Annotated in this window: 18 protein-coding genes and 2 riboswitches; of the genes, 2 read left to right on the forward strand and 16 right to left on the reverse strand. The window is 68.7% G+C overall.

Annotated features, from left to right (window positions below):
- The first annotated feature begins 58 nt into the window (after window positions 1-58).
- Entirely contained in the window at window positions 59-607 is a 549-nt protein-coding gene (locus A4X16_RS15665) for a helix-turn-helix domain-containing protein (RefSeq protein ID WP_067122369.1), read from the forward strand.
- On the opposite strand, the gene A4X16_RS15670 is transcribed toward A4X16_RS15665, so the two are convergent.
- The 4 genes from A4X16_RS15670 to typA form a co-directional block, all read right to left on the reverse strand.
- Complete coding sequence (locus tag A4X16_RS15670) at window positions 608-2,227, reverse strand: MFS transporter (RefSeq protein WP_067122371.1); 1,620 nt, start codon at window positions 2,225-2,227, stop codon at window positions 608-610.
- Between the two features lie 35 nt (window positions 2,228-2,262).
- Window positions 2,263-3,276 carry a glutaminase A gene (gene glsA, locus A4X16_RS15675; RefSeq protein ID WP_067122374.1) on the reverse strand — a complete coding sequence of 338 codons (1,014 nt, stop codon included), beginning with the start codon at window positions 3,274-3,276 and terminating at the stop codon, window positions 2,263-2,265.
- 130 nt (window positions 3,277-3,406) lie between these two features.
- A complete protein-coding gene (locus A4X16_RS15680; RefSeq protein ID WP_067122378.1) occupies window positions 3,407-4,288 on the reverse strand; it encodes a phospholipase in 882 nt (293 codons plus the stop codon).
- Window positions 4,289-4,451: 163 nt separating this feature from the next.
- Window positions 4,452-6,365 carry a translational GTPase TypA gene (typA, locus tag A4X16_RS15685; RefSeq protein WP_067122381.1) on the reverse strand — a complete coding sequence of 638 codons (1,914 nt, stop codon included), beginning with the start codon at window positions 6,363-6,365 and terminating at the stop codon, window positions 4,452-4,454.
- Between the two features lie 99 nt (window positions 6,366-6,464).
- Between typA and A4X16_RS15690 the strand changes: the two genes are divergently transcribed.
- A complete protein-coding gene (locus A4X16_RS15690; RefSeq protein ID WP_067122384.1) occupies window positions 6,465-7,250 on the forward strand; it encodes a CPBP family intramembrane glutamic endopeptidase in 786 nt (261 codons plus the stop codon).
- A gap of 41 nt (window positions 7,251-7,291) precedes the next feature.
- On the opposite strand, the gene A4X16_RS15695 is transcribed toward A4X16_RS15690, so the two are convergent.
- From A4X16_RS15695 to A4X16_RS15750, 12 genes are all read right to left on the reverse strand, one after another.
- Window positions 7,292-7,855 (reverse strand): PH domain-containing protein, encoded by a 564-nt coding sequence (locus A4X16_RS15695; RefSeq protein ID WP_067122386.1) that lies wholly within the window; start codon window positions 7,853-7,855, stop codon window positions 7,292-7,294.
- Window positions 7,852-9,531 (reverse strand): dipeptide ABC transporter ATP-binding protein, encoded by a 1,680-nt coding sequence (locus A4X16_RS15700; RefSeq protein WP_067122389.1) that lies wholly within the window; start codon window positions 9,529-9,531, stop codon window positions 7,852-7,854. Before A4X16_RS15700 ends, A4X16_RS15695 begins: the two co-directional genes overlap by 4 nt.
- A complete protein-coding gene (locus A4X16_RS15705; protein WP_067122392.1) occupies window positions 9,528-10,472 on the reverse strand; it encodes an ABC transporter permease in 945 nt (314 codons plus the stop codon). The genes A4X16_RS15700 and A4X16_RS15705 overlap by 4 nt, the downstream gene beginning before the upstream one ends.
- Complete coding sequence (locus tag A4X16_RS15710) at window positions 10,465-11,391, reverse strand: ABC transporter permease (protein ID WP_067122395.1); 927 nt, start codon at window positions 11,389-11,391, stop codon at window positions 10,465-10,467. The genes A4X16_RS15705 and A4X16_RS15710 overlap by 8 nt, the downstream gene beginning before the upstream one ends.
- Before the next feature lie 101 nt (window positions 11,392-11,492).
- Window positions 11,493-13,169, reverse strand: a complete 1,677-nt coding sequence (locus A4X16_RS15715; protein WP_197491858.1) for a peptide ABC transporter substrate-binding protein — start codon at window positions 13,167-13,169, stop codon at window positions 11,493-11,495.
- A 239-nt stretch (window positions 13,170-13,408) separates the two neighbouring features.
- Entirely contained in the window at window positions 13,409-16,252 is a 2,844-nt protein-coding gene (gcvP, locus tag A4X16_RS15720; protein WP_067122640.1) for an aminomethyl-transferring glycine dehydrogenase, read from the reverse strand.
- Between the two features lie 61 nt (window positions 16,253-16,313).
- On the reverse strand, window positions 16,314-16,691 hold the full coding sequence (gene gcvH / locus A4X16_RS15725; protein ID WP_067122401.1) for a glycine cleavage system protein GcvH: 378 nt from the start codon (window positions 16,689-16,691) through the stop codon (window positions 16,314-16,316).
- Complete coding sequence (gene gcvT / locus A4X16_RS15730) at window positions 16,688-17,794, reverse strand: glycine cleavage system aminomethyltransferase GcvT (protein ID WP_067122404.1); 1,107 nt, start codon at window positions 17,792-17,794, stop codon at window positions 16,688-16,690. The genes gcvH and gcvT overlap by 4 nt, the downstream gene beginning before the upstream one ends.
- Window positions 17,795-17,847: 53 nt before the next feature.
- Window positions 17,848-17,942: riboswitch (glycine riboswitch) on the reverse strand.
- A 1-nt stretch (window position 17,943) separates the two neighbouring features.
- Window positions 17,944-18,038, reverse strand: a riboswitch (glycine riboswitch).
- Window positions 18,039-18,107: 69 nt separating this feature from the next.
- Complete coding sequence (locus tag A4X16_RS15735; protein WP_067122407.1) at window positions 18,108-18,944, reverse strand: ATP-binding cassette domain-containing protein; 837 nt, start codon at window positions 18,942-18,944, stop codon at window positions 18,108-18,110.
- On the reverse strand, window positions 18,941-19,804 hold the full coding sequence (locus A4X16_RS15740; RefSeq protein ID WP_231880400.1) for an ABC transporter ATP-binding protein: 864 nt from the start codon (window positions 19,802-19,804) through the stop codon (window positions 18,941-18,943). The genes A4X16_RS15735 and A4X16_RS15740 overlap by 4 nt, the downstream gene beginning before the upstream one ends.
- The gene (locus tag A4X16_RS15745; RefSeq protein ID WP_067122411.1) at window positions 19,801-20,778 is read right to left on the reverse strand and encodes an ABC transporter permease; all 978 of its coding nucleotides are present in this window, start codon (window positions 20,776-20,778) and stop codon (window positions 19,801-19,803) included. The genes A4X16_RS15740 and A4X16_RS15745 overlap by 4 nt, the downstream gene beginning before the upstream one ends.
- Window positions 20,771-21,766, reverse strand: coding sequence for an ABC transporter permease (locus A4X16_RS15750; protein ID WP_067122414.1), 996 nt, complete (start codon window positions 21,764-21,766; stop codon window positions 20,771-20,773). The genes A4X16_RS15745 and A4X16_RS15750 overlap by 8 nt, the downstream gene beginning before the upstream one ends.
- Between the last annotated feature and the right edge of the window lie 19 nt (window positions 21,767-21,785).

Raw genomic sequence — 21,785 nt, forward strand, 5'->3', positions numbered from 1 at the left:
CATTGTGAACAGTGCGCGGCGGGTAGTCAAGCGAACGAACGTTTGCCATGATGAACAGATGGACGACCTCCGCAGCCGCATCGCCCGGACCCTGCGTCGCGAGCGCGAGTCCGTCGGCCTCTCCGTCTCGGAGCTCGCCCGCCGCGCAGGGATCTCCAAGGCGACCGTCTCGCAGCTGGAATCCGGCTCGGGGAACCCCAGCGTGGAGACGCTCTGGGCGCTCGGCGTCGCCCTGGGCGTGCCCTTCGCCGTTCTCGTCGATCAGCACTCCCATGCCCCGACGCTGATCCGCGCCGGCGAGCTCAGCGGCGTCCTGTCCGCAGCCTCCGCGTACAGCGCCACCCTGCTCTCCGCGAGCCCTCCGGGTGCGCGGCGCGACGTCTATCTCATCCAGGCAGAGCCGGGCGATCCCCGCCTCTCGGATCCCCATCACGCGGGCACGACCGAGCACGTGGTCCTGATCTCCGGGCGTGCTCTCATCGGACCCGCCGGGGAGGCGATCGCCCTGGAGCCCGGCGACTACCTCTCCTATGCCGGCGACGTCCCTCATGTGTTCGAGGCGACGGAGGCGGGCACGACCGCCGTGCTGATCTCGGAGCTGCGCTGATCAGTCCTCGGTGGGCGACGGATCCGGGATCTCGTCGGGCTTGTACCGCGGAAGTCGCGACGCCGGCAGGATCGCCACCGCGCTGATCCCGGCGAGGATCAGCAGGCCGAGCTTCAGCGTCCCGAGCCTCGCCTCCTCGTTGACGGCGACCGCCGCGTCGATCTGCTCCTGCGTCGCGTCGGTCTCGGCGAGCACCGCGCGCAGGTCGTCGTTGCTGACGAAGTTGACCGCGTCGAGATCGACCTGCGCCACGAGCTCGGCCGGCAGGTCGGGGCTCTCCATGACCGCGCGCCCCACGCTCACCCCGAGGAGCGACACGAGCAGCGCTCCGGCGAGCGCGGTGCCGACGGCGGACGCGAGGTTCTGCGTCGTCCCGCGAAGGGACCCGACGTCGCCGGCGAGCGCCGCGGGAGCCGAGGTCACCAGCACGTTGAAGACGAGCGTGACGAGCGCTCCCTGCCCGATCCCGAAAACGATGAGACCGAGGATGGTGGGCACGGTCTCCCAGTTGTTGTTGACGACGAACGAGAGCCAGACGAGCGCGACGGTCGTGAGCACGAAGCCGAAGACGCCGATGACCCGCGGCGGATAGCGCTTGTAGAAGCGCACGACCAGGGTCGCGGTGATGAAGACCGTCAGGTTGAACGGCATCATCGCGAGCGACGTGTCGAACGGCGTCCGCCCCTGCACGATCTGGATGTACAGCGGGATCGTGAAGTTCACGCAGGCCTCGAGGGCCACGACGATGAACATCGCGTACACCGCGGCGCGCTCCTTCGACGATTCGAGGACCCTGAGATCGATCAGCGGCACCCTGCCGTCGGCCATCCGCTTGCGCGTCCAGAGGAAGAAGGCCTGCCCGAGCACGAGGCCGATCACGATGAAGACCGGAGCGGGCGACAGACCGAGGATGCTGAACGGGGCCGACTCGGTGGCCGCGACTGCGCCCCAGGCGTTGAGGTTGTTGAACCCGAGTGTGAGCAGCACGATCGCCGCGCCGATCAGCAGCGAGGCGACGAGGTCGATGCGGATGGATGCGTCGCCGCGGTCGCCCCGCAGCGTGAAGCTGAAGGCGAAGACGACGACCGCGATGCCGAGAACGATGAAGAACATCGGACGCCATCCCACGAGCGTGCCCAGCGTCCCTCCGATGAGGAACGCCGTCACGCCCGAGATCGCCCGCGCGGAGCCGATGGCACCGATCGCGGTCGCCTGCTGCGGACCCCGGTAGTTCTCGGCGATGAGCGCGACAATGGACGGCACGATGATCGCAGCAGCTGCGCCGGCGACGGCCTGACCGGCGATCGCCCACCCCACGGTGGGCGACACGATCATCAGCACGGCCGACCCCGCGAACAGCACGACGACGATGCGGAAGATGAGCACCCAGCCGACGCGCTGTCCGAGTTTGGCGCCCGTCATCACGAGGGCGGCGACGGCGAGGCCGTACATCACGATCGTCGTGCTGGCCACGGTCGGCGGCACTCCGAAGTCGCTCACGATGCCGCCGAGCGAGATCGGCAGTGCCGCGACGTTGAACGACATCAGCACCTGCGCGAGGAAGAGGCTGATGAGAGGCATCCACGATGTCTTCGTGGCCACGGACTCTGCGTGTGTCATGGGTTGTCCTCTGTCCGAGAAGGCGGGGTGACGATTCACTCCGACGCGGAGGTCGCCGTCGCGGGAGCGGAGGCGAAGAGGTTGAGTCCCAGAGACCGGGACAGGTGACCGATGGCGAGCTGCGAGCGCACCGAGTTCCCCGCGGAATCGAGCCTCGGCGAGAATCCGGCGACCGCGCCCTTGCCCGGGGACACCGCGACGATCCCGCCGGTGACGCCGGACTTCGCGGGGAGGCCGATCTCGAAGAGCCACTCCCCCGAGCGCTCGTACAGGCCGGTCGCCGCCACCACTGCCAGGGTGTCGCGGCAGACGTCGGCCGAGACCACGCGCTCCCCCGTCACCGGGTTGACGCCGCCGTCTGCGAGCGTCGCCCCCATCACGGCGAGGTCGTGCGCGGTCACGCTCAGCGCGCACTGGCGCGTGTAGACGTCGACCGCCTCCTCGGGGTCGCCCTCCAGGCGCCCGTAGCTGCGGAGCAGCCGTCCGATGGCTCGATTGCGCTCGTTCGTCTCCGCCTCCGATGCGTAGACGACCCCGTCGAGGCGCAGCGGTCGCCCGGCGAACGCCGAGAGTCCCTCCCGGACGAGCTCCCAGCGCTCGACGGACGTGGTGCCCGGCATGAGCGCCGTGGTCGCGATCGCGCCGGCGTTCACCATGGGGTTCATCGGGTGACCGCCGTTGAGCTCGAGCGCCATGACGGAGTTGAAGGGCAGTCCGGTGTTGTTCACTCCGACGATCTCCCGGACGCGGCGGTGGCCGTGGTGCTGGATCGCGAGTGCGTAGACGAACATCTTCGAGATCGACTGGATCGAGAACGGATGCAGCGCATCCCCCGCATCGTGCAGGCCGCCGTTCGACTCGATCAGCGCGAGGCCGAACAGGTCGGGATCCACCTCGGCGAGGACGGGGATGTAGTCCGCGACCAGGCCGCGCTGCTCCGGGGCGTAGAGACGATGGGCGTCGCGCACCAGCTCGTCCACGCGCTCCCACCCGGGAAGCGACCCGGTGGACACGCTCTGCTCGACATCGGTCAGCTCGACGGGCTCCATCCGCTCTCCTCGGAATCGACGACGCCCCAGCCGTCATCGCTCACGGTAGTGAAAGAACGGCCCCATGCCTAGAGGCATGGGGCCGTCTTTCCGGAATGCGGAATGCGGGATGCGGGATGCGGGATGCGCGTCAGTACCAGTTGGAGGCCTGCGAGTGGCCCCAGGCGCTGCACGGCGTCCCGTAGACGGAGGAGATGTATCCGAGACCCCACGCGATCTGCGTCGCGGCGTTGGTCTGCCAGTCGCTGCCGGCGGATGCCATCTTGCTGCCGGGCAGCGCCTGCGGGATGCCGGTGGCTCCGCCCGAGGCGTTGTACGCCTTGTAGTTCCAGCCGGACTCCTTGGTCCACAGGGAGTTCAGGCACGAGAACTGGTCGTCGCCCCAGCCGTACTGTCCGGCGGCCATCTCGCGGGCGGTGGCCTTCGCACCGTCGACGGTGTTCGCGGCGGCGAGAGCGGCGGCGGCGGCCGCGGCCTCCTCGGCGGCCCGCTGTGCAGCGGCCTTCGCCTCCTGAGCGGCGGCGTACGCGCTCTGGAGAGCTGCGGTGTCCGCCGCGACGCCCTCGGTCTCGGTGACGGCGTACGCCTCGAGGCTCGTGAGCTCGCGCTGCGAGAGGGACGCCCGGTCGCCGAGCTGACCGATCCAGGTCGTGAGGTCGGCCGTGTCGACCGCGGTCGGAGCGCCGCCGAGGTCGAGCCCCGAGGCCGCGACCTCCGTGTTGACGGCCTCCGCCGTCGTGATCGCGTCCTCGGCGAGGGCGATGGTGATGGCCGAGTCGTCGGTCGTCTTCTCGAGCGGGTCCGCCCCGGTGACGAGCGTGGCCACGTCGGCGACGGCGTCGGGCAGCTCGGCGCCCGCGGCGGGTGCGGCGACGAGACCCGCGGTGATCGCGAGTCCGACCACGCCGGCGGCGACGGATCCGAAGATCCAGCGAGGACGGCGGCCACGGACGGTCTCGCGTGCGGATGCCGCCGCGGAGGCGCGCCGAAGCGCGCGGGAATCATGAAGCATGGGTTCGACTTTCGGGTCGTCGTACGCCCGTATCGGGACACTCATCGGGAGATCGCCCCAGGCGCAAGGTAACGATTCTGCAACGGGCCACCTGTGCGCTTCATGAGAAAAGGGCTCTGCACCAGCCTTTTCGGCGGTGCAGAGCCCCTTTCGGAGAGGATTCTCAGGCGTTCGCGTCCTGACGCTTCAGTCGTGCGGTCTCGCGCGCACGCGTGTTGGCGTCGAGGTTGACCTTGCGGATGCGGACGGCCTCAGGGGTGACCTCGACGCATTCGTCGTCGCGGGCGAACTCGAGGCTCTCCTCGAGGGTCAGCACGCGCGGCGGCGTCATCGACTCGAAGCTGTCGGAGCTCGCCGCACGCATGTTGGTGAGCTTCTTCTCCTTGGTGATGTTCACGTCCATGTCGTCGGCGCGCGAGTTCTCGCCGATGACCATGCCCTCATAGACCTCGGCGGTCGGCTGCACGAAGAACGACATGCGCTCCTGCAGGGCGATCATGGCGAACGGGGTGACGACGCCCTGGCGGTCGGCCACGATCGAGCCGTTCTGACGGGTCGTGATCGAGCCCGCCCACGGCTCGTAGCCGTGCGAGATGGCGTTCGCGATGCCGGTTCCTCGCGTGGTCGTGAGGAACTCGCTGCGGAAGCCGATGAGACCGCGCGAGGGGACGATGAACTCCATGCGCACCCAGCCGGTGCCGTGGTTGGTCATGTTCTCCATGCGGCCCTTGCGGTTCGCCAGCAGCTGCGTGATCGCGCCGAGGTGCTCCTCCGGCGTGTCGATCGTGAGGTGCTCGAACGGCTCGTAGGTCTTGCCGTCGATCTTCTTCGTGACGACCTGCGGCTTGCCGACCGTGAGCTCGAAGCCCTCGCGGCGCATGTTCTCGACGAGGATGGCGAGGGCGAGCTCTCCGCGACCCTGCACCTCCCACGCGTCGGGGCGTCCGATGTCGACGACCTTCAGCGAGACGTTGCCGATGAGCTCCTTGTCGAGACGGTCCTTGACCATGCGAGCGGTGAGCTTGTGGCCCTTGACCTTGCCCATGAGCGGCGAGGTGTTGGTGCCGATCGTCATCGAGATGGCGGGGTCGTCGACCGTGATCGCGGGCAGCGGACGCACGTCCTCCGGGTCCGCGATCGTCTCGCCGATCGTGATGTTCTCGAAGCCCGCGATCGCGACGATGTCACCGGGGCCCGCCGACTCCGCGGGGTAGCGCTCGAGGGCGCGGGTCTTGAGGAGCTCCGTGATGCGGGCGTTGCTGGTGGTGCCGTCCGAGCGGACCCAGGCGACCGTCTGGCCCTTCTTGAGCGTGCCGTTGAAGACGCGCAGCAGCGCGAGGCGACCCAGGAACGGGCTGGAGTCGAGGTTCGTGACCCACGCCTGCAGCGGCGCCTCGTCGTCGTAGGACGGGGCAGGGACGTGCTCGAGGATCGCGCCGAACAGCGGCTCGAGGTCGTCGTTGTCGGGCAGCGAGCCGTCGGCGGGCCGCGTCAGCGACGCGGCACCGGCGCGGCCGGAGGCGTAGACGACGGGCACGTCGAGGAGCGCGTCGACGTCGAGGTCCGGCACGTCGTCGACGAGGTCCGAGGCGAGACCCAGCAGGAGGTCGTGCGCCTCCTCCTCGACCTCGGCGATGCGGGCGTCGGGCCGGTCGGTCTTGTTGACCAGGAGGATGACCGGCAGTTTGGCCTCGAGCGCCTTGCGCAGCACGAAGCGGGTCTGCGGGAGCGGCCCCTCGCTCGCGTCGACGAGCAGCACGACGCCGTCGACCATCGACAGGCCGCGCTCGACCTCACCGCCGAAGTCGGCGTGGCCGGGGGTGTCGATCACGTTGATCGTGATCTCCTCGCCGTTCGCGTGCGCACCCTTGTAGGTGATCGCCGTGTTCTTGGCGAGGATCGTGATGCCCTTCTCACGCTCCAGGTCGTTGGAGTCCATGGCGCGCTCGTCGACGTGGGCGTGCTCGCCGAACGAGCCCGTCTGCCGGAGCATCGCGTCGACGAGAGTGGTCTTACCGTGGTCGACGTGCGCGACGATTGCGACGTTGCGGAGGTCAGAGCGAAGGGCGTGCGCCATGCAAGTGTCCTAAGAGTGTGGGTTTTCGCCGGGAAGCCGACGTTCCAGGATAACGTACCCGCGCATCGTGTTCCTGAGCAGGCGAAGTACGATCGGGGCGTGACCGTCGCAGCCCCCTCCTCCGCTCCCTCGCGTCACCGCCTGTGGTGGGAGATCGCGATCGTGCTGGCCCTGGGGCTCGGGCAGTCCGCGGTGTACGCGATCGTGCAGCTCGCCTACCGCCTGACCGACGAGACGCCGCTCGCCGACCAGACGGCGACGCTCAATCCCTCGCGCAGCGACCGCGAGGTCTTCGACCTCGTCTATCAGGTGCTGTCGATCGGCTTCTCGCTCGTGCCGGTGCTGCTCGTGTGCTTCCTCCTGTGGCAGAGATCGCGGCCGCATCTCGGACGTCTGGGCCTCGACGGCGAACGCGCCTGGGCGGATGCGGGTCGCGGAGCGCTCCTCGTGATCGCGATCGGCGTCCCCGGTCTCGGCCTCTATCTCGCGGGTCGCGCCCTGGGGTGGTTCGTCGCGGTGAACCCCGCCGGCATCGATGCCCACTGGTGGACGGTGCCGGTGCTGCTGCTCGCCGCCGCTCGCGCGTCGCTGCAGGAGGAGTTCGTCGTGCTCGGATACCTCTTCGCGCGACTGCGGGACCTCGGGTGGCGGCCGTGGGCCATCATCCTCGCCACCTCGGTCCTCCGTGCGAGCTACCACCTGTATCAGGGACCGGGCGCGTTCGTGGGCAACCTCGCGATGGGGCTGCTGTTCGGGTGGCTGTTCCACCGCAGCGGACGCCTGCTGCCGTTCCTGGTGGCGCACTTCCTCATCGACGCGACGGTGTTCGTCGGATACCCCTGGGCCGCTGCGACCTGGCCGGATCTGTTCGGCCTGCCGGGCTGACAGCACGCCGCACGGCGACGGCGGCGGGACCTCGAGTCGGGTCAGGCGCCGGCGATCAGCACCGATGCGACCGCCCACGCGAGGAGCCCCGCGAGGACGATCAGTGCCGGCGCATCCCAGGTCCGCCGGACCGGAGCGCCCTCTCCGTCACGGCCGGACTCCCAGCGGTCGCGGATCTCGGTCAGATCCCGGAGACCGGCGGGAGCCTTGGCCTCCTCGTCCTCGCGCACCGGCCGACGCACCGGCCTCGCCCTCGCGGGCCCGCCGAAGCACGTCACATCCGCGCCGTCGTCGAGCGTGAACACGAGCTGCCAGCGCAGGTCGACGTCGCGCACTCGACTCCAGCCGAACGTCGTTCTCCGCAGGAGGTTCTGCACCGTCGCCCCGCGGTCGTCGATGGTCACCTTCGAGACGAAGGCGATCTCGTAGACGACCCAGAGCCCGAGCAGCACCCACGGCGCGAGCAGCAGCGTCTGGGCCCATCCGCCGCGCACGACGGCGTCGCCGAGCAGGAAGAGAGCGAGGAGCGTGCACAGCACGAACGAGACGGGACCGGAGGCCGCGCGGAATGTCCGCACGGCCTCCGGTCGCGGATCCGTGGTCACGCTCCGTGGCCGCCGAGGGTGATCGCCGCTCCGGGGATCGCCTTGAGCAGCCGATCGGTGTACTCCTGCTGCGGGTTCGCGAAGATCTCATCGACCGTGCCCTGCTCGACGACCTTGCCGCGCTCCATGACGGCGACGAGGTCGCTGGACACCCGCACGACCGCGAGGTCGTGCGTGATGAACAGGTACGTCAGGTCGAGCTCCGACTGCAAGTCCGCGAGCAGCTTGAGGATCTGATCCTGCACGAGCACGTCGAGCGCCGAGACCGCCTCGTCGAGCACGACGATGTCGGGCTTGAGAGCGAGCGCACGCGCGATGGCGACGCGCTGGCGCTGACCGCCGGAGAGCTCGTTCGGGTACCTCGTGGCGAGCACGCGCGGCAGCGACACCTGGTCGAGGAGCTCCTCGACCCGCTCGCGGTGCGACTCGCGGTCGCCGACGCCGTGGATCTGCAGCGGTTCGGCGATCGTGTTCCCGATGTTGCGCAGCGGGTCGAGCGAACCGTACGGATCCTGGAACACCGGCTGCATGCGACGGCGCAGACCGAACGCCTGCGCGTTCGAGAGCCTCGACACGTCCTGGCCGTCGATCTCGATCGTGCCGCTGGTGGGCTCCTCGAGCTTGAGGACCATCTTCGCCACCGTGGACTTGCCGGATCCCGACTCGCCGACGAGAGCCAGCGTCTTGCCGCGCGGGATCTCGAAGGTGACGTCGTCGACGGCACGGAAGGCCTCGCTGCGGAAGTTCCCCTGCCGGATCTTGTAGTCCTTTGTGAGACCTGCCACGCGCACCGTCGGCGGGATGGCGGCCAGGTCGTCGAGCGTCTCGATCCCCCGGTCCTCCACGACCGCCTGGATCCGCTGCGACGCGACGCTCGGCGCCGCGGCGACGAGGCGCTTCGTGTACGGGTGCTGCGGGTCCTCGAGGATCTGCCGACTGGGGCCCGCCTCGACGATGTTGCCGCCGTTCATCACGATGATCTTCTCGGCGCGCTCGGCCGCCAGGCCGAGGTCGTGCGTGATGAGGAGCACCGAGGTGCCCTTGTCACGCGTGAGCGAGGCCATGTGGTCGAGGATGACGCGCTGCACCGTGACGTCGAGCGCGGAGGTCGGCTCGTCGGCGATGAGCAGCTTCGGGTCGGCCGCGAGGCCCATGCCGATCAGCGCGCGCTGACGCATGCCGCCCGAGAACTGATGCGGGAACTGGTGCAGGCGCTTCTCGGCGTCGGACAGCCCGGCCTGCTGCAGCACCTCGACGGTGCGGGCCTTCGCCGCGTCCCGGCCCTGGGCGATGCCGTTCGCACGGATCGCCTCCTTGACCTGGAAGCCGATGCTCCACACCGGGTTGAGGTTCGACATCGGGTCCTGCGGCACGAAGCCGATGTCCCGGCCTCGGACGCTCTCGATCTCGCGGCGACTGAGCGTGGTGAGCTCGCGCCCCTCGAGCGTGATGGATCCTCCGGTGACGACACCCGTGCCGGGGAGCAGGTTCACGATCGCGGTCGCTGTCGTGGACTTGCCCGAGCCGGACTCCCCCACGATCGCCACGGTCTCGCCGGGGAAGATGTCGAAGGTCGCTCCGTGGAGCACCTCCCGGAGGCCGTCCTGCGTGCGGAACGCGACCGTGAGGTCGCGCACGCTCAACAGCGGCACCTGTGCGGCAGTGCGATCGCTCATCGGCGTGCCCTCGCCTTCGGGTCGAGGGCGTCTCGGATGAGCTCGCCCAGGGTCACGAACGACAGGACCGCGAGGGTCAGGGCGATCGACGGATAGATGAGCGCCATCGGAGCGACGCGCAGCGAGGCCTGAGCCTTGCTGATGTCGTTGCCCCACGACATGACGTCGCCACCGAGACCCACACCGAGGAAGGTCAGCGTCGCCTCCGCGACGATGGCGGCGGCCAGGCCGAGGGTCGACACCACCAGGAGCGGTGCGATCGCGTTCGGGATGACGTGGCTCAGCAGCGTGCGGAACTTCGACTGCCCGAGCGAACGGGAGGCCATGATGAAGTCCGCCTGTCGGACGCGCAGGACCTCGGCACGCACGACACGAGCGGTCGAGGCCCAGGAGAAGCCTCCGATCGCGAGAGCCAGCGTCCACACCGAGCGGTAGTCGTGGAGGACGGTCATGACGACCACGGCGGCCAGGATGTACGGGATGGCGAAGAAGATGTCGCCGACGCGCGAGAGCACCGCGTCGAGCCATCCGCCGTAGAAGCCGGCCAGCGCACCCATGATGAGTCCGAGGATCGCGGAGAGCCCCGTGGCGATCAGTCCGACCGCCAGGGACGTCTGCGCGCCCCAGATCACGCGGGCGTAGATGTCGCAGCCCTGGAAGGTGAATCCGAACGGGTGTCCCTCTGTCGGACCCTCATTGCTGAACATCAGATCGCAGCCCCTGCTGGGCGACGTCTGCGTGAACAGCGTCGGGAAGAGCGCCATCACGATGAAGAGCGTGGCGAGCACGACCGAGAACCAGAACAGCGGACGTCGGCGGAGGTCCGCCCACGCGTCGCGCCACAGGTTGCTGGGCTTGTCGGAGATGCGCACGGCGTCGACGGCGATGGATTCCGTCTCCACCGGCGCGACGAAGTGCGTGGGGGTCCTGGGGTCAGACATAGCGGATCCTCGGGTCGAGCAGACCGTAGAGCAGGTCGATGAGCAGGTTCACCAGCACGTACAGGATGACGAACACCGTGACGAAGGAGACCACTGTGGGCCCCTCGCCGCGGATCGCGGCCTGGTACAGCGTGTTGCCGACGCCGGGAACGTTGAAGATCCCCTCGGTCACGGTCGCACCGACGAGCAGGACACCGAAGTTGGTGGCCGAGTTCGTGATGACCGGGATGAGGGAGTTGCGCAGGACGTGCACCGGGATCACGCGACCCCGCGAGAGCCCCTTGCTGTACGCGGTGCGGACCCAGTCCTGGTTGAGCGTGTCGATCACCGAGCTGCGCATCAGACGCATGCTCACCGCGAACAGGCTGAAGCCGAGCACGAGCGCGGGCAGCCACAGACCGCCCCAGTCGTTGTCGGATCCGACCGTCGGCGAGAACCAGCCCCACTGGATCGCGAGGAAGTACTGCGCGAGGAAGCAGAGCACGAAGATCGGGATCGCGATCGCGACGAGCGCGACGAGCAGGGCGACGTTGTCGAAGATCTTGCCCTTGCGGAGGGCGGAGATCGTCCCGATGATGATCGCCAGCGTGAACTCGATCGCGATGGCCATGATGGCGAGTCGACCGGTCACGGGAAGAGTCTCGCCGAGCACGACCGACACGGGGCGTCCGGAGAACGTGGTGCCGAGGTCGCCCTGGAAGACGCCGGTGATGTAGTACCAGTACTGCACGATGAACGGATCGTTCAGGTGGTACTGCTCTCGGAGCGCGGTGACGACCGCGGGGCTGGGGGTCCGGTCTCCGAACAGTGCCAGGATCGGGTCGCCCGGCATGGCGAAGACGAGGAAGTAGATGAGCAGGGTGGCCCCGAAGAAGACCGGGATCACCTGCAGGAGACGTCTGAGGATGTAGCTGAGCATCCGCTGTCCCTTCTGGGGAGCGCGAGCAGGGTATGGACGAGAACAGCCTGCGAGGCGGTGACGTTTCCGTCACCGCCTCGCGGGTGCGATCTTCGTCGAGCCTACTCGGCGGCCTTCGTGATCTGGTAGTACAGCGGGACGGAGTTCCAGCCGAACGTGACGTTGTCGACGTTCTCGCTGAAGCCACCGGTCACGTTGGAGTACCAGAGCGGGATGGCGGGGAGGTCCGTGAACAGGATCTCCTGAGCCTTCGTGAAGTCCTCGAGCTGCGCGTCGGCGTCGGGGTTGCTGATGCCTGCGGAGAGGAGCTCGTCGAACTCGGGGTTCGAGTAGTCACCGTCGTTGGAACCGGCGTTGGTGGCGTAGAGCGGGCCCAGGAAGTTGTACAGACCCGGGTAGTCCGCCTGCCAGCCCGAACGTGCCGCGGTCTTGATCGTGCGGTTGTTGATCTCCTCGCGGACGACCGAGAAGGTCGGGTAGGAGACGCCGGACGCCTCGATTCCGAGCGTGTTGGAGATCTGGTTGGTCACCGCGTCGACCCACTCCTGGTGGCCGCCGTCAGCGTTGTACGCGATCTGGAACGAGCCCTCCCACGGGGAGATCTCGTCAGCCTCGGCCCACAGCTCCTTGGCCTTCTCGGGGTCGTACGCGAGGACCTCGCTGCCCGGGATCGAGTCGGACCAGCCGTCGATGACCGGCGAGGTGAAGTCGGACGCCGCGGTGCGGGTGTCGAAGAAGATCTTCTCCGTGATCTGCGCGCGGTCGAACGACATCGAGATCGCCTGGCGGCGCAGGATGCCCTCTTCGCCCGAGAAGTGCGGGAGGAACTGACCGATCGTGAACGACTGGAACACGGCCGACGGCTGGTTCACCGCGCGGTCGCCGAGGTCGTCCTGGAAGGTCGGCAGCGAGACGGCCGGGATGGCGTCGATGACGTCGACCTTGTTGCCCTGCAGGTCGGCGTAGGCCGCGTCCTGCGTCGCGTAGAAGATGATCGAGAGTCCGCCGTTGGCGGGCTTGCGGTCACCCTGGTAGTCGTCGTTGCGGACGAGGTCGATCTGGACCTCGTGCTGCCATGCTCCGTCGCCGTCGAGCTTGTACGGGCCGTTGCCGATCGGGTTCTCGCCGAACGCCTCGATGTCCTCGAACGCGACGTCGGGCAGCGGGTAGAAGGCCGAGTAGCCGAGGCGCAGCGCGAAGTCGGAGGCCGGCTTGTTCAGCGTGATGGTGAACGTGTAGTCGTCGACCTGCTTGAGGCCGGACATGTCGCCCTGAGCGCCGAAGATGTCGTCGTCGGGGTTCGCCGGGTCGCCCGGGTCGTTGATGAAGCCCTCGATGTCCTCGAAGAAGTAGCTCGAGAGGTGGGCGTTCTCCGCCTGGGCGCCGTAGTTCCACGCCTTGATGAAGTTGTCCGCCGTGACCTCTTCGCCGTCGGTGAAGGTCTGGCCCTGCTTCAGCTTGACCGTGATGTTCTGGGGATCCTCGGTGATGATCTCCTCGGCCATGTCGTTCGTCGGCTTGCCGTCGGCGTCGTAGTAGATGAGTCCGGCGAAGATCTCGTCGAGGATCTTTCCGCCGCCGACCTCGTTGGTGTTGGTCGGGATGAGCGGGTTCTCGGGCTCGGAGCCGTTGGCGGTGATGATGGCATCAGGGTCGACATCGCCGCCGGCGCTGCCGCCGTCGTTGCTGCCGTTGCCACCGGCCGCGCAGCCCGCGAGCGCCAGGGCGCCGATCGCGAACAGCGCAGTGCCCGCAAGGGCGATCTTGTTGCGCTTCACTTTGTGTCCTCCTGTGGACGGGTATTCATCAGACTGCGCGCTCATCGTCGAACGCGTAGGGATAGTCGACTGTAACCCGGCGTTCACCGGACGCCGCTCTCGGCTAATGAACCGTTACTGAGTGGTGACCATACGTAATATCGCCGAAACACGCGACGCGTCGCCCCTCGCCGCGCTGAGGCGGAAGACGAGGAGGGCCCGGATGCCGAAGCGCATCCGGGCCCTCCTCGAGTCCGCGATCAGGCGAAGGCCTCGATCGGCGGGCAGGCGCACACGAGGTTGCGGTCGCCGTACGCCTGGTCGATCCGCCGGACCGGCGGCCAGTACTTGCCCGCGACGAGGCTGTGCACCGGATACGCGGCGTCTTCGCGGGTGTAGGCGTGGCTCCACTCCCCCGCGATGAGCGCCACCGCGGTGTGCGGGGCGTTCACGAGAGGGTTGTCGTCGGCGGGCCAGCGGCCGGCGGCGACGGCATCCGCCTCGGCCTTGATCATGACCATGGCCTCGATGAACCGCTCGATCTCGCCGAGGTCCTCCGACTCGGTCGGCTCGACCATGAGGGTGCCCGCCACCGGGAATGACATGGTGGGCGCGTGGAACCCGTAGTCGATGAGCCGCTTCGCGACGTCGTCGACCGTGATGCCCGTCGCCTCCTTGAGGGGACGCAGGTCGAGGATGCACTCGTGCGCGACCCGCCCGTTCTCTCCCGCGTAGAGCACCGGGTAGTGATCGCGGAGACGCTCGGCGATGTAGTTCGCCGAGAGCACCGCGGCGGCCGTCGCGTCGCGCAGGCCGTCGGCCCCCATCATGCGCACGTACGCCCACGAGATGGGCAGGATCCCGGCCGATCCGTAGGGCGCGGCCGACACCGGTCCGCCCTCGAACACGAAGCCGCCCGCGTGCTCCGCCCGCTGCGCGAGCGGGTGCGACGGGAGGTGAGGCGCCAGGTGCGCCTTCGCCGCGACCGGGCCGACGCCCGGACCGCCGCCGCCATGCGGGATGGCGAACGTCTTGTGCAGGTTGAGGTGCGAGACGTCGCCGCCGAGGTCGCCGAAGCGCGCGAAGCCGAGCAGCGCGTTCAGGTTCGCCCCGTCCACGTACACCTGCCCGCCGGCGTCGTGCACGGCCGCCGTGATCTCCACCACGTCCTGCTCGTAGACGCCGTGCGTCGACGGGTACGTGATCATGAGCGCGGAGAGCGCGTCGGCGTGCGCCGCGATCTTGGCCCGCAGATCGGCGAGGTCGACGTTGCCGAGCTCGTCGCAGGCCACGACGACGACCTTCATGCCGGCGAGCACTGCGGAGGCCGCGTTGGTGCCGTGCGCCGACGACGGGATGAGGCATACCGTGCGCTGATCATCGCCGTTCGCGAGGTGGTATCCCCGGATCGCGAGCAGGCCGGCGAGCTCGCCCTGCGAACCCGCGTTCGGCTGCAGGGAGACGGCGTCGTACCCGGTGACCTCCGCCAGCCAGGACTCCAGCTGGTCGATGAGGTCGAGGTATCCCCCGACGTCGGATGCCGGAGCGAACGGGTGGATGCCGGCGAACTCCGGCCAGGTGATCGCGGCCATCTCGGTCGCGGCGTTGAGCTTCATGGTGCACGAGCCGAGGGGGATCATGCCGCGATCGAGCGCGTAGTCCCGATCCGCGAGGCTCTTGAGGTAGCGCATCATGGCGGTCTCGCTGCGGTGGGCGTGGAAGACCGGGTGCGTGAGGTAGTCGTCCTGCCGGTGCAGCTCCTCGGGCAGTGCCCCCGCCGCGCCGATCCCGTAGAAGCCGAAGGCCCGCTCGGCGCGACCGCCGAACACCTGCGCGAGCCGGTGCAGCTCGGCGACCGTGGTGGTCTCGTCGACCGAGATGCCGACGGTGTCGTCGTCCGCGCGGCGCAGCAGGATGCCCTCGTCGTGCGCCTGCGCGACGAGGTCCGCCGCGCGCCCCGGCACGCGCACCAGGAGCGTGTCGAAGAACGCGTCGTGCACGACCTCGGCACCGGCGTCCGCGAGCCAGTCGCGCAGGAGCGCCGCCTTCGCAGCCGCCTCCGCGGCGATCGCCCGCAGGCCCTCGGGGCCGTGGTAGACCGCGTACATCGCCGCCATGACCGCGAGGAGCACCTGCGCCGTGCAGATGTTGCTCGTGGCCTTCTCGCGGCGGATGTGCTGCTCGCGGGTCTGCAGAGAGAGCCGGTAGGCCGGCCGTCCGTCGGCATCGACCGACACGCCGACGAGCCGACCGGGGAGCTGACGCTCGAGACCCGCGCGCACGGCCATGTAGCCGGCGTGGGGTCCGCCGAAGCCGAGGGGCACGCCGAAGCGCTGGGTCGTGCCGACGGCCACATCCGCTCCCAGCGACCCGGGCGACGCGATCAGGGTCAGGGCGAGCAGGTCGGCCGCGACGACGGCCAGTCCGCCGGCGAGATGAGCGGCGTCGATCACACCCGTCGGGTCCCAGACCCGGCCGGACGCCGCCGGATACTGGACGAAGACGCCGAACAGCTCGGAGGGCAGCTCCTCCCCCGCGGCGAAGTCGACCGTCACGAGCTCGATGCCCACGGCAGCCGCCCGCGCCTCGAGCAGAGCCCTGGTCTGCGGGAAGGCGTCCGCGTCGACCGCGAAGACGGCGGAGGCGGTCTTCGAGGCGCGACGCGCGAGCAGCATCCCCTCGACCACCGCGGTCGACTCGTCGAGCATCGACGCGTTCGCGGTGCTGAGTCCGGTGAGGTCGGCGACCATCGTCTGGAAGTTGATGAGCGCCTCGAGACGCCCCTGCGAGATCTCCGGCTGATACGGCGTGTACGCGGTGTACCAGGACGGGTTCTCGAGGACGTTCCGCTGAATGACGCTGGGCGTGATCGTCCCGTAGTAGCCGAGGCCGATCATCGGTCGATTCACGGTGTTGCGCGCGGCGAGCGAGCGCAGCTCCGCGAGCGCCTCGGTCTCACTCGCGGCGCGCGGGATGACCGACTCCGTGGCGGCCTCGGTGAAGATGGAGGACGGCACCGCCTGCCGCATCAGAGCGTCGACGGCAGCGCGCTCGTCGGCGGTGCGCTCGTCGGTGACGGAGGACACCCCGAGCGCGTCGAGCATCTGCCGCCGGGCGGAGGCGGTGGTTCCGATATGACGATCGGCGAAGGAGACCACGAGGCGATCAGCCCTCCGTGAGCGCGACGTAGGCGTCGCGGTCGAGCAGGCCGTCGAGTGCGCCGTCGGCGACCGACACCTTGATCAGCCACCCGCCGTCGAAGGGCTCCGCGTTGACCAGGGAGGGATCGTCCACCACGGCGTCGTTGATCGCGACGACCGTGCCGGCGACGGGCGCGTAGAGCTCGCCGACCGACTTCGTCGACTCGATCTCGCCCACGACGGAGCCGGCGGCGATCTCGGTGCCGACCGCCGGGAGCTCGACGAAAACCACGTCACCCAGCTTCTCTGCCGCGTAGTCGGTGATGCCGACGGTCACCGTGGTGCCGTCCGCGGCGATCCACTCGTGCTCCTCGGTGTAGCTGAGCGTGTTGAGGTCGGTCATTTGGTCCTCCGGTAGAAAGGCAGGGCGGTCACGGTCGCGGGGATCCTGGTCCCCCGCACATCAAGGAATACTGCGGTTCCCTCCGCAGCGGAAGACGGGGTCAGATAGGCCATCGCGATGGGGTGGCCGAGCGTGGGGCTGAGCGCACCGCTCGTGATCTCTCCGAGCACGGCCCCGTCCTCCGTCACGACCGAGTAGCCGGCGCGACCCGCGCGCCTGCCCTCGGCGACGAGCCCGACGAGCACGGGCGCGCCCTCGGGGGCGTCCACCGCGTCCTTGCCCACGAAGCGCTCCTTCGCGGTCACGACGACCCGACCGAGCCCCGCCTGGGACGGCTTGGTCTCCAGCCCGAGCTCGTGTCCGTACAGCGGCATGCCCGCCTCGAGTCGCAGGGTGTCGCGGGCGGCGAGCCCGGCGGGGACGAGGCCGAGCGGCGCGCCGGCCTCGAGCAGCCGGTCCCACAGCGCCGGGGCGGCGGACGTCGGGACGAGCAGCTCGAAGCCGTCCTCTCCGGTGTAGCCGGTGCGGGCGAGCAGCAGGGGCTCGCCGTCGAACGTCGCCGATGCCCACGCGTAGTACCTCTGCTCGGCCCACGGGATGCTGACGTCGGCGATTCCCGGCGTCGCGGCGAGGATCTCCTCGGCGCGGGGACCCTGCACGGCGATCAGCGCGTGGTCGTCGGAGACGTCGGCGACCTCGACCGCGAAGGACGCGGCGCGAACCGTCAGGGCTTCGCGCACATCGTCGCGATTGCCCGCGTTGGAGATGATGAGGTAGTCGTCCTCCTGCAGGCGATAGACGATGACGTCGTCGATGATGCCGCCGCTCTCGGCGAGGAGGAGGGAGTACTTGGCCTTTCCCACGGGGAGGGCCGACAGTCGCCCGGCGAGAGCCACGTCGAGGTACCCCCCGGCGTCGGAGCCCTTCACCGTGAACTCGGCCATGTGCGAGATGTCGAAGATGCCGGCCGCCTGACGCACGGCATGGTGCTCGGCCAGGTCGGAGGTGTAGCGGACGGGCATCTGCCAGCCGCCGAAATCGGTGAAGGACGCGCCGAGCGCCTCATGGCGGTCGCGCAGCGAGGTGAAGCGAGGGTCGGACATGGAGTTCTCCCCGGTCGTGGACGGGCGGAGCAGTGCGGACTGCCCCTCGGAACTCCCCCTCTGTCATGGGCCTGAGAGCTTCGCCCGGAGACTGGGCTTTCACCGTCGGCGGATCTCGCGCGTCGCTGGAGATCGCTTTTCAGAGTGGCCGGAACCGCGCGGTACGCGTACCTGAGAGATTGGCGGGGAGGCTTGCTCCTTCGGTGCCCGGCTGCATTCGCCGGGGCTCTCCCGCGTGGGTCATTCGGCCTGTCTTCAGTTGTGCGCTCAGTCTAGCGTGTGCCGCGCGCGCCACCCGGTCGGCATTCCGACGTCACCCGCCCGCGAGTTCGGCGCGCACCTCGTCGCGCAGACGACCGAGGTTCTCGGGCTCGGGAGCGGCGCCCAGCAGCGTCTTCGTGTACTCGTGCTGCGGATCGAGGATGACCGCGTCCGCAGGGCCGCGCTCGACCACGTCGCCCTTGTAGAGGACCATGATCTCGTCGCTGAAGTGGCGTGCGGTCGCGAGATCGTGCGTGATGTAGAGGACCCCGAGATCGTCTTCGCGCTGCAGGTCGGCGAGGAGGTTCAGCACGCCGAGCCGGATGCTGACGTCGAGCATCGACACCGGCTCGTCGGCGACGATGAAGCGGGCGCCGGGCGCGAGCGCGCGCGCGATCGCGACGCGCTGGCGCTGACCGCCCGAGAGCTCGTGCGGTCGACGCTCGGCGAAGCTCTCAGCGGGCGACAGGCGCACGCGCTCGAGGAGCTCGAGCGCGCGGGCCCGCACCTCCGCGCCCGAGAGCTGCGGATGGTGCAGCCGGATCGGCCTCTCGAGGTGGTGGAGGATCGTGTGGAAGGGATTCAGGGAGGCGAACGGGTCCTGGAAGACCATCTGCACCTGCGAGCGATAGCGTTCCACCGCTCGGGAGCGCGAGCCGGTGATCTGGCCGTCGAGCAGGATCCCTCCGCTCGTCGGGGTCTCCAGCTTCATCAGCATCCGCGCGATGGTGGACTTGCCGGACCCCGACTCGCCCACGAGCGCGATCGTCCGGCCGGCCTCCAGAGTGAAGGAGACGTCCTTCACCGCGTGGAGGACGGAGGTCTTGAGGCCGGAGCGCAGCGTGAAGTCCTTCACCAGGTTGCGCGCTTCGAGAGTCGGGGCGTTCATCGGACCTCCTGCTGTCCTGCCGTGGCGCCGGTGCGGACGAAGTCGCCCCGCTCGCCCGTGAGGCTCGGGAAGCTGGAGAGCAGCTTCTTGGTGTACTCGTGCTGAGGCGTCCGGTAGATCTGCTCCGCCGTGCCCTGCTCGACGATCTGTCCCTGCAGCATCACGGCGATCCGATCGCTGATCTCGATGAGCATCGGGAGGTCGTGCGTGATGAAGATCACCGCGAAGCCGAGCCTCTCCCGGAGCCGCATGATCTCCCGGATGATGCCGCGCTGCACGACGACGTCGAGCGCCGTCGTGGGCTCGTCCATGATCATGACCTGCGGGTCGAGGGCGAGGGCCATCGCGATCATCATGCGCTGACGCATGCCGCCCGACAGCTCGTGCGGGAAGCTGCTCAGTCGCGACGGGTCGACGCCGACGAGGGTGAGCAGCTCTTCCGCGCGGGCCTGCTTGTCACGCTTCGACATGCCCGGACGATGGGTGTCGAAGATGTCGAAGATCTGCGCCTTCACGCTGATCACCGGGTTCAGCGAGTTCATCGCACCCTGGAAGACCATGGAGATCTTGTCCCAGCGGAACGCCCGCAGTCCCTCGCCGTCGAGCGAGACGACGTCGATGTCCACGCCCGAGCGATCGTGGAACACGATCTCTCCGGCGGTCATCAGAGCCGGCGCCTTCAGGAGCCTGTTCATCCCGTATGCGAGCGTGGTCTTGCCGCATCCGGACTCTCCGGCGAGCCCGAGGATCTCGCCGCGGTGAAGGGTCAGCGACACGTCTCGGACCGCCTTCACGGGCGGGTCGACCTCGTACTCGATGGACACGTTCCGCGCGGTCAGCACGGCCTCCGGAGCGCTCACGCCGCGACCCCCTTCGTCTTCGCCGCCTTGCGCACGCGCCGAGCCGCGTCTGGCGCGTTGCGCAGCTTGGGATTGATGACCTCGTCGATCGCGAAGTTGATGAGAGCGAGCCCGGCGCCGAGCACCGCGATCATGACTCCCGGCGGCACGAACCACCACCAGGCGCCGCGGCCGAGCGCCTGCCCCGACTGCGCGTCGTTGAGGATCGTCCCCCACGTGATCGACGAGTTCGGACCGAGGCCGAGATACGACAGCCCTGCCTCGCCCAGGATCGCGAAGATGATGGCGAAGAGGAACTGCGCGGTGAGGAGAGGCAGCAGGTTGGGCATGATCTCGACGAGGATGACGCGGAACGAGCGCTCCCCGGCCACCTTGGATGCGTAGACGTAGTCGCGCGTGCGGAGCGATCGGGTCTGCAGGCGCAGGACGTACGCGGCACCCGCCCACGAGGTGATGCCGAGCACGAACGCGACCAGCTGCCAGCTGCGCTGCGGCACGAACGACGCGATGACCATCACGAGCGGCAGTCCGGGGATCACGATCATCACGTTCGTGAGCAGCGCGAGCACGTCCTCGCGCCACCCGCCGAGATAGCCGGCCAGCACTCCGAACAGCAGGGACAGCACGATGGCGATCCCGCCGGCGACGACGCCGACGAGGAGGGAGCCCTGCGCGCCGATCGCCAACTGGGCGAACATGTCGTTGCCGAGCTTGGTGGTGCCGAGCCAGTGCTCGGCGGACGGCGGCTGCAGCGCGGCGTTGTCGGTGCTCCGCGGGTTCTGCGAGAAGATCGGCGCGATGATCGCGAACAGGACGATCGCGAGGACGAGCGTCGCGCCGATGATGAACTTCGACGACGAGGTCGGGAGGATGCGGCGGCGGCGTCCCCGCTGCGTCGCGAGCGAGACCGTGCTCGCGGGCTGGGTCATGGGCTGATCTCTGGTGATCAGCAGCGTGTTGTCGGTGTCAGACATTCTGGCGAGCCCTCGGGTCGATGAAGCCATAGACGAGGTCCATGAAGAAGTTGGCGGCGAGCACCGTGATCGTGATGACGAGGAAGAGTCCCTGCATCAGCGCGTAGTCGTTGTTCGTGACGGCCTGGAACATCAGCTTGCCGATGCCCGGATACGTGAAGACCTGCTCCATCACGATCGATCCGGCCACGACGAAGCCGAGCGTGATCGAGAACCCCGCGATCGAGGGGATCGCCGCGTTGCGTGCCGCGTACGTCGTCATGATGCGCCGGGGACGCAGTCCCTTCGCCTCGGCGGTGAGGACGTAGTCCTCTGCCATCGTCTGCACCATCATGTTCCGCATGCCGAACATCCAGCCGCCGACCGACGAGATGACGATCGTGAGCGCGGGGAGCACGGCATGCGACAGCGCGTTCGAGAAGAACGCCCAGGTCGGTTCCGGTCCGTCGGGGAAGTCGAACACGTCGTAGCCGCCGAAGATCGGGAACCAGCCGAGCCCCACGGCGAAGACGGAGACGAGCAGCAGAGCCATCCAGAAGTACGGGATGGACTGGAGGACCGTCGTGGCAGGGATGAGGTGATCGACCCAGGTCCCCCGCTTCCATCCTGCCCAGGCGCCGAGCACGACGCCGAGGATGAACGAGAGCACGGTCACCGTCCCGACGAGGACGAGCGTCCAGGGCAGCGCTCCGGCTATCAGCTCGCTGACCGGGGTCGGGAACTTGGTCACCGAGACGCCGAGGTCGCCCTGGAGCATGCGACCCCAGTAGGCGATGTACTGCTCCCAGAGGGACGAGTCATCGCCGCCGAGAAGCAGCTTGATGTTGCGGATCGTGGTCTCGGAGACCTCGCCGCCCGCTCGCTGCATCTTGGCGATCATGATGTCCGCCGGGTTCCCCGGCATGAGCCGGGGAAGCAGGAAGTTGAGTGAGATCGCGGCCCACAGCGTGAACGCGTAGAACCCGATTCTCCGTGCATAGAATTTCATGTCACTGACCGTGCTTCCT

It is taken from the genome of Microbacterium sp. H83 (assembly GCF_001650405.1).
In the GTDB taxonomy this organism is placed as follows: Bacteria; Actinomycetota; Actinomycetes; order Actinomycetales; family Microbacteriaceae; genus Microbacterium.

Coding starts and splice junctions, on each gene's coding strand:
- A4X16_RS15735 (WP_067122407.1), bottom strand. CDS start 18,944: ATGAACGCCCCGACTCTCGAAGCGCGCAACCTGGTGAAGGACTTCACG.
- A4X16_RS15745 (WP_067122411.1), bottom strand. CDS start 20,778: ATGTCTGACACCGACAACACGCTGCTGATCACCAGAGATCAGCCCATG.
- A4X16_RS15750 (WP_067122414.1), bottom strand. CDS start 21,766: ATGAAATTCTATGCACGGAGAATCGGGTTCTACGCGTTCACGCTGTGG.
- A4X16_RS15670 (WP_067122371.1), bottom strand. CDS start 2,227: ATGACACACGCAGAGTCCGTGGCCACGAAGACATCGTGGATGCCTCTC.
- glsA (WP_067122374.1), bottom strand. CDS start 3,276: ATGGAGCCCGTCGAGCTGACCGATGTCGAGCAGAGCGTGTCCACCGGG.
- A4X16_RS15680 (WP_067122378.1), bottom strand. CDS start 4,288: ATGCTTCATGATTCCCGCGCGCTTCGGCGCGCCTCCGCGGCGGCATCC.
- gcvP (WP_067122640.1), bottom strand. CDS start 16,252: ATGCTCGACGCGCTCGGGGTGTCCTCCGTCACCGACGAGCGCACCGCC.
- A4X16_RS15665 (WP_067122369.1), top strand. CDS start 59: ATGGACGACCTCCGCAGCCGCATCGCCCGGACCCTGCGTCGCGAGCGC.
- A4X16_RS15705 (WP_067122392.1), bottom strand. CDS start 10,472: ATGTCTGACCCCAGGACCCCCACGCACTTCGTCGCGCCGGTGGAGACG.
- gcvH (WP_067122401.1), bottom strand. CDS start 16,691: ATGACCGACCTCAACACGCTCAGCTACACCGAGGAGCACGAGTGGATC.
- A4X16_RS15700 (WP_067122389.1), bottom strand. CDS start 9,531: ATGAGCGATCGCACTGCCGCACAGGTGCCGCTGTTGAGCGTGCGCGAC.
- typA (WP_067122381.1), bottom strand. CDS start 6,365: ATGGCGCACGCCCTTCGCTCTGACCTCCGCAACGTCGCAATCGTCGCG.
- A4X16_RS15710 (WP_067122395.1), bottom strand. CDS start 11,391: ATGCTCAGCTACATCCTCAGACGTCTCCTGCAGGTGATCCCGGTCTTC.
- gcvT (WP_067122404.1), bottom strand. CDS start 17,794: ATGTCCGACCCTCGCTTCACCTCGCTGCGCGACCGCCATGAGGCGCTC.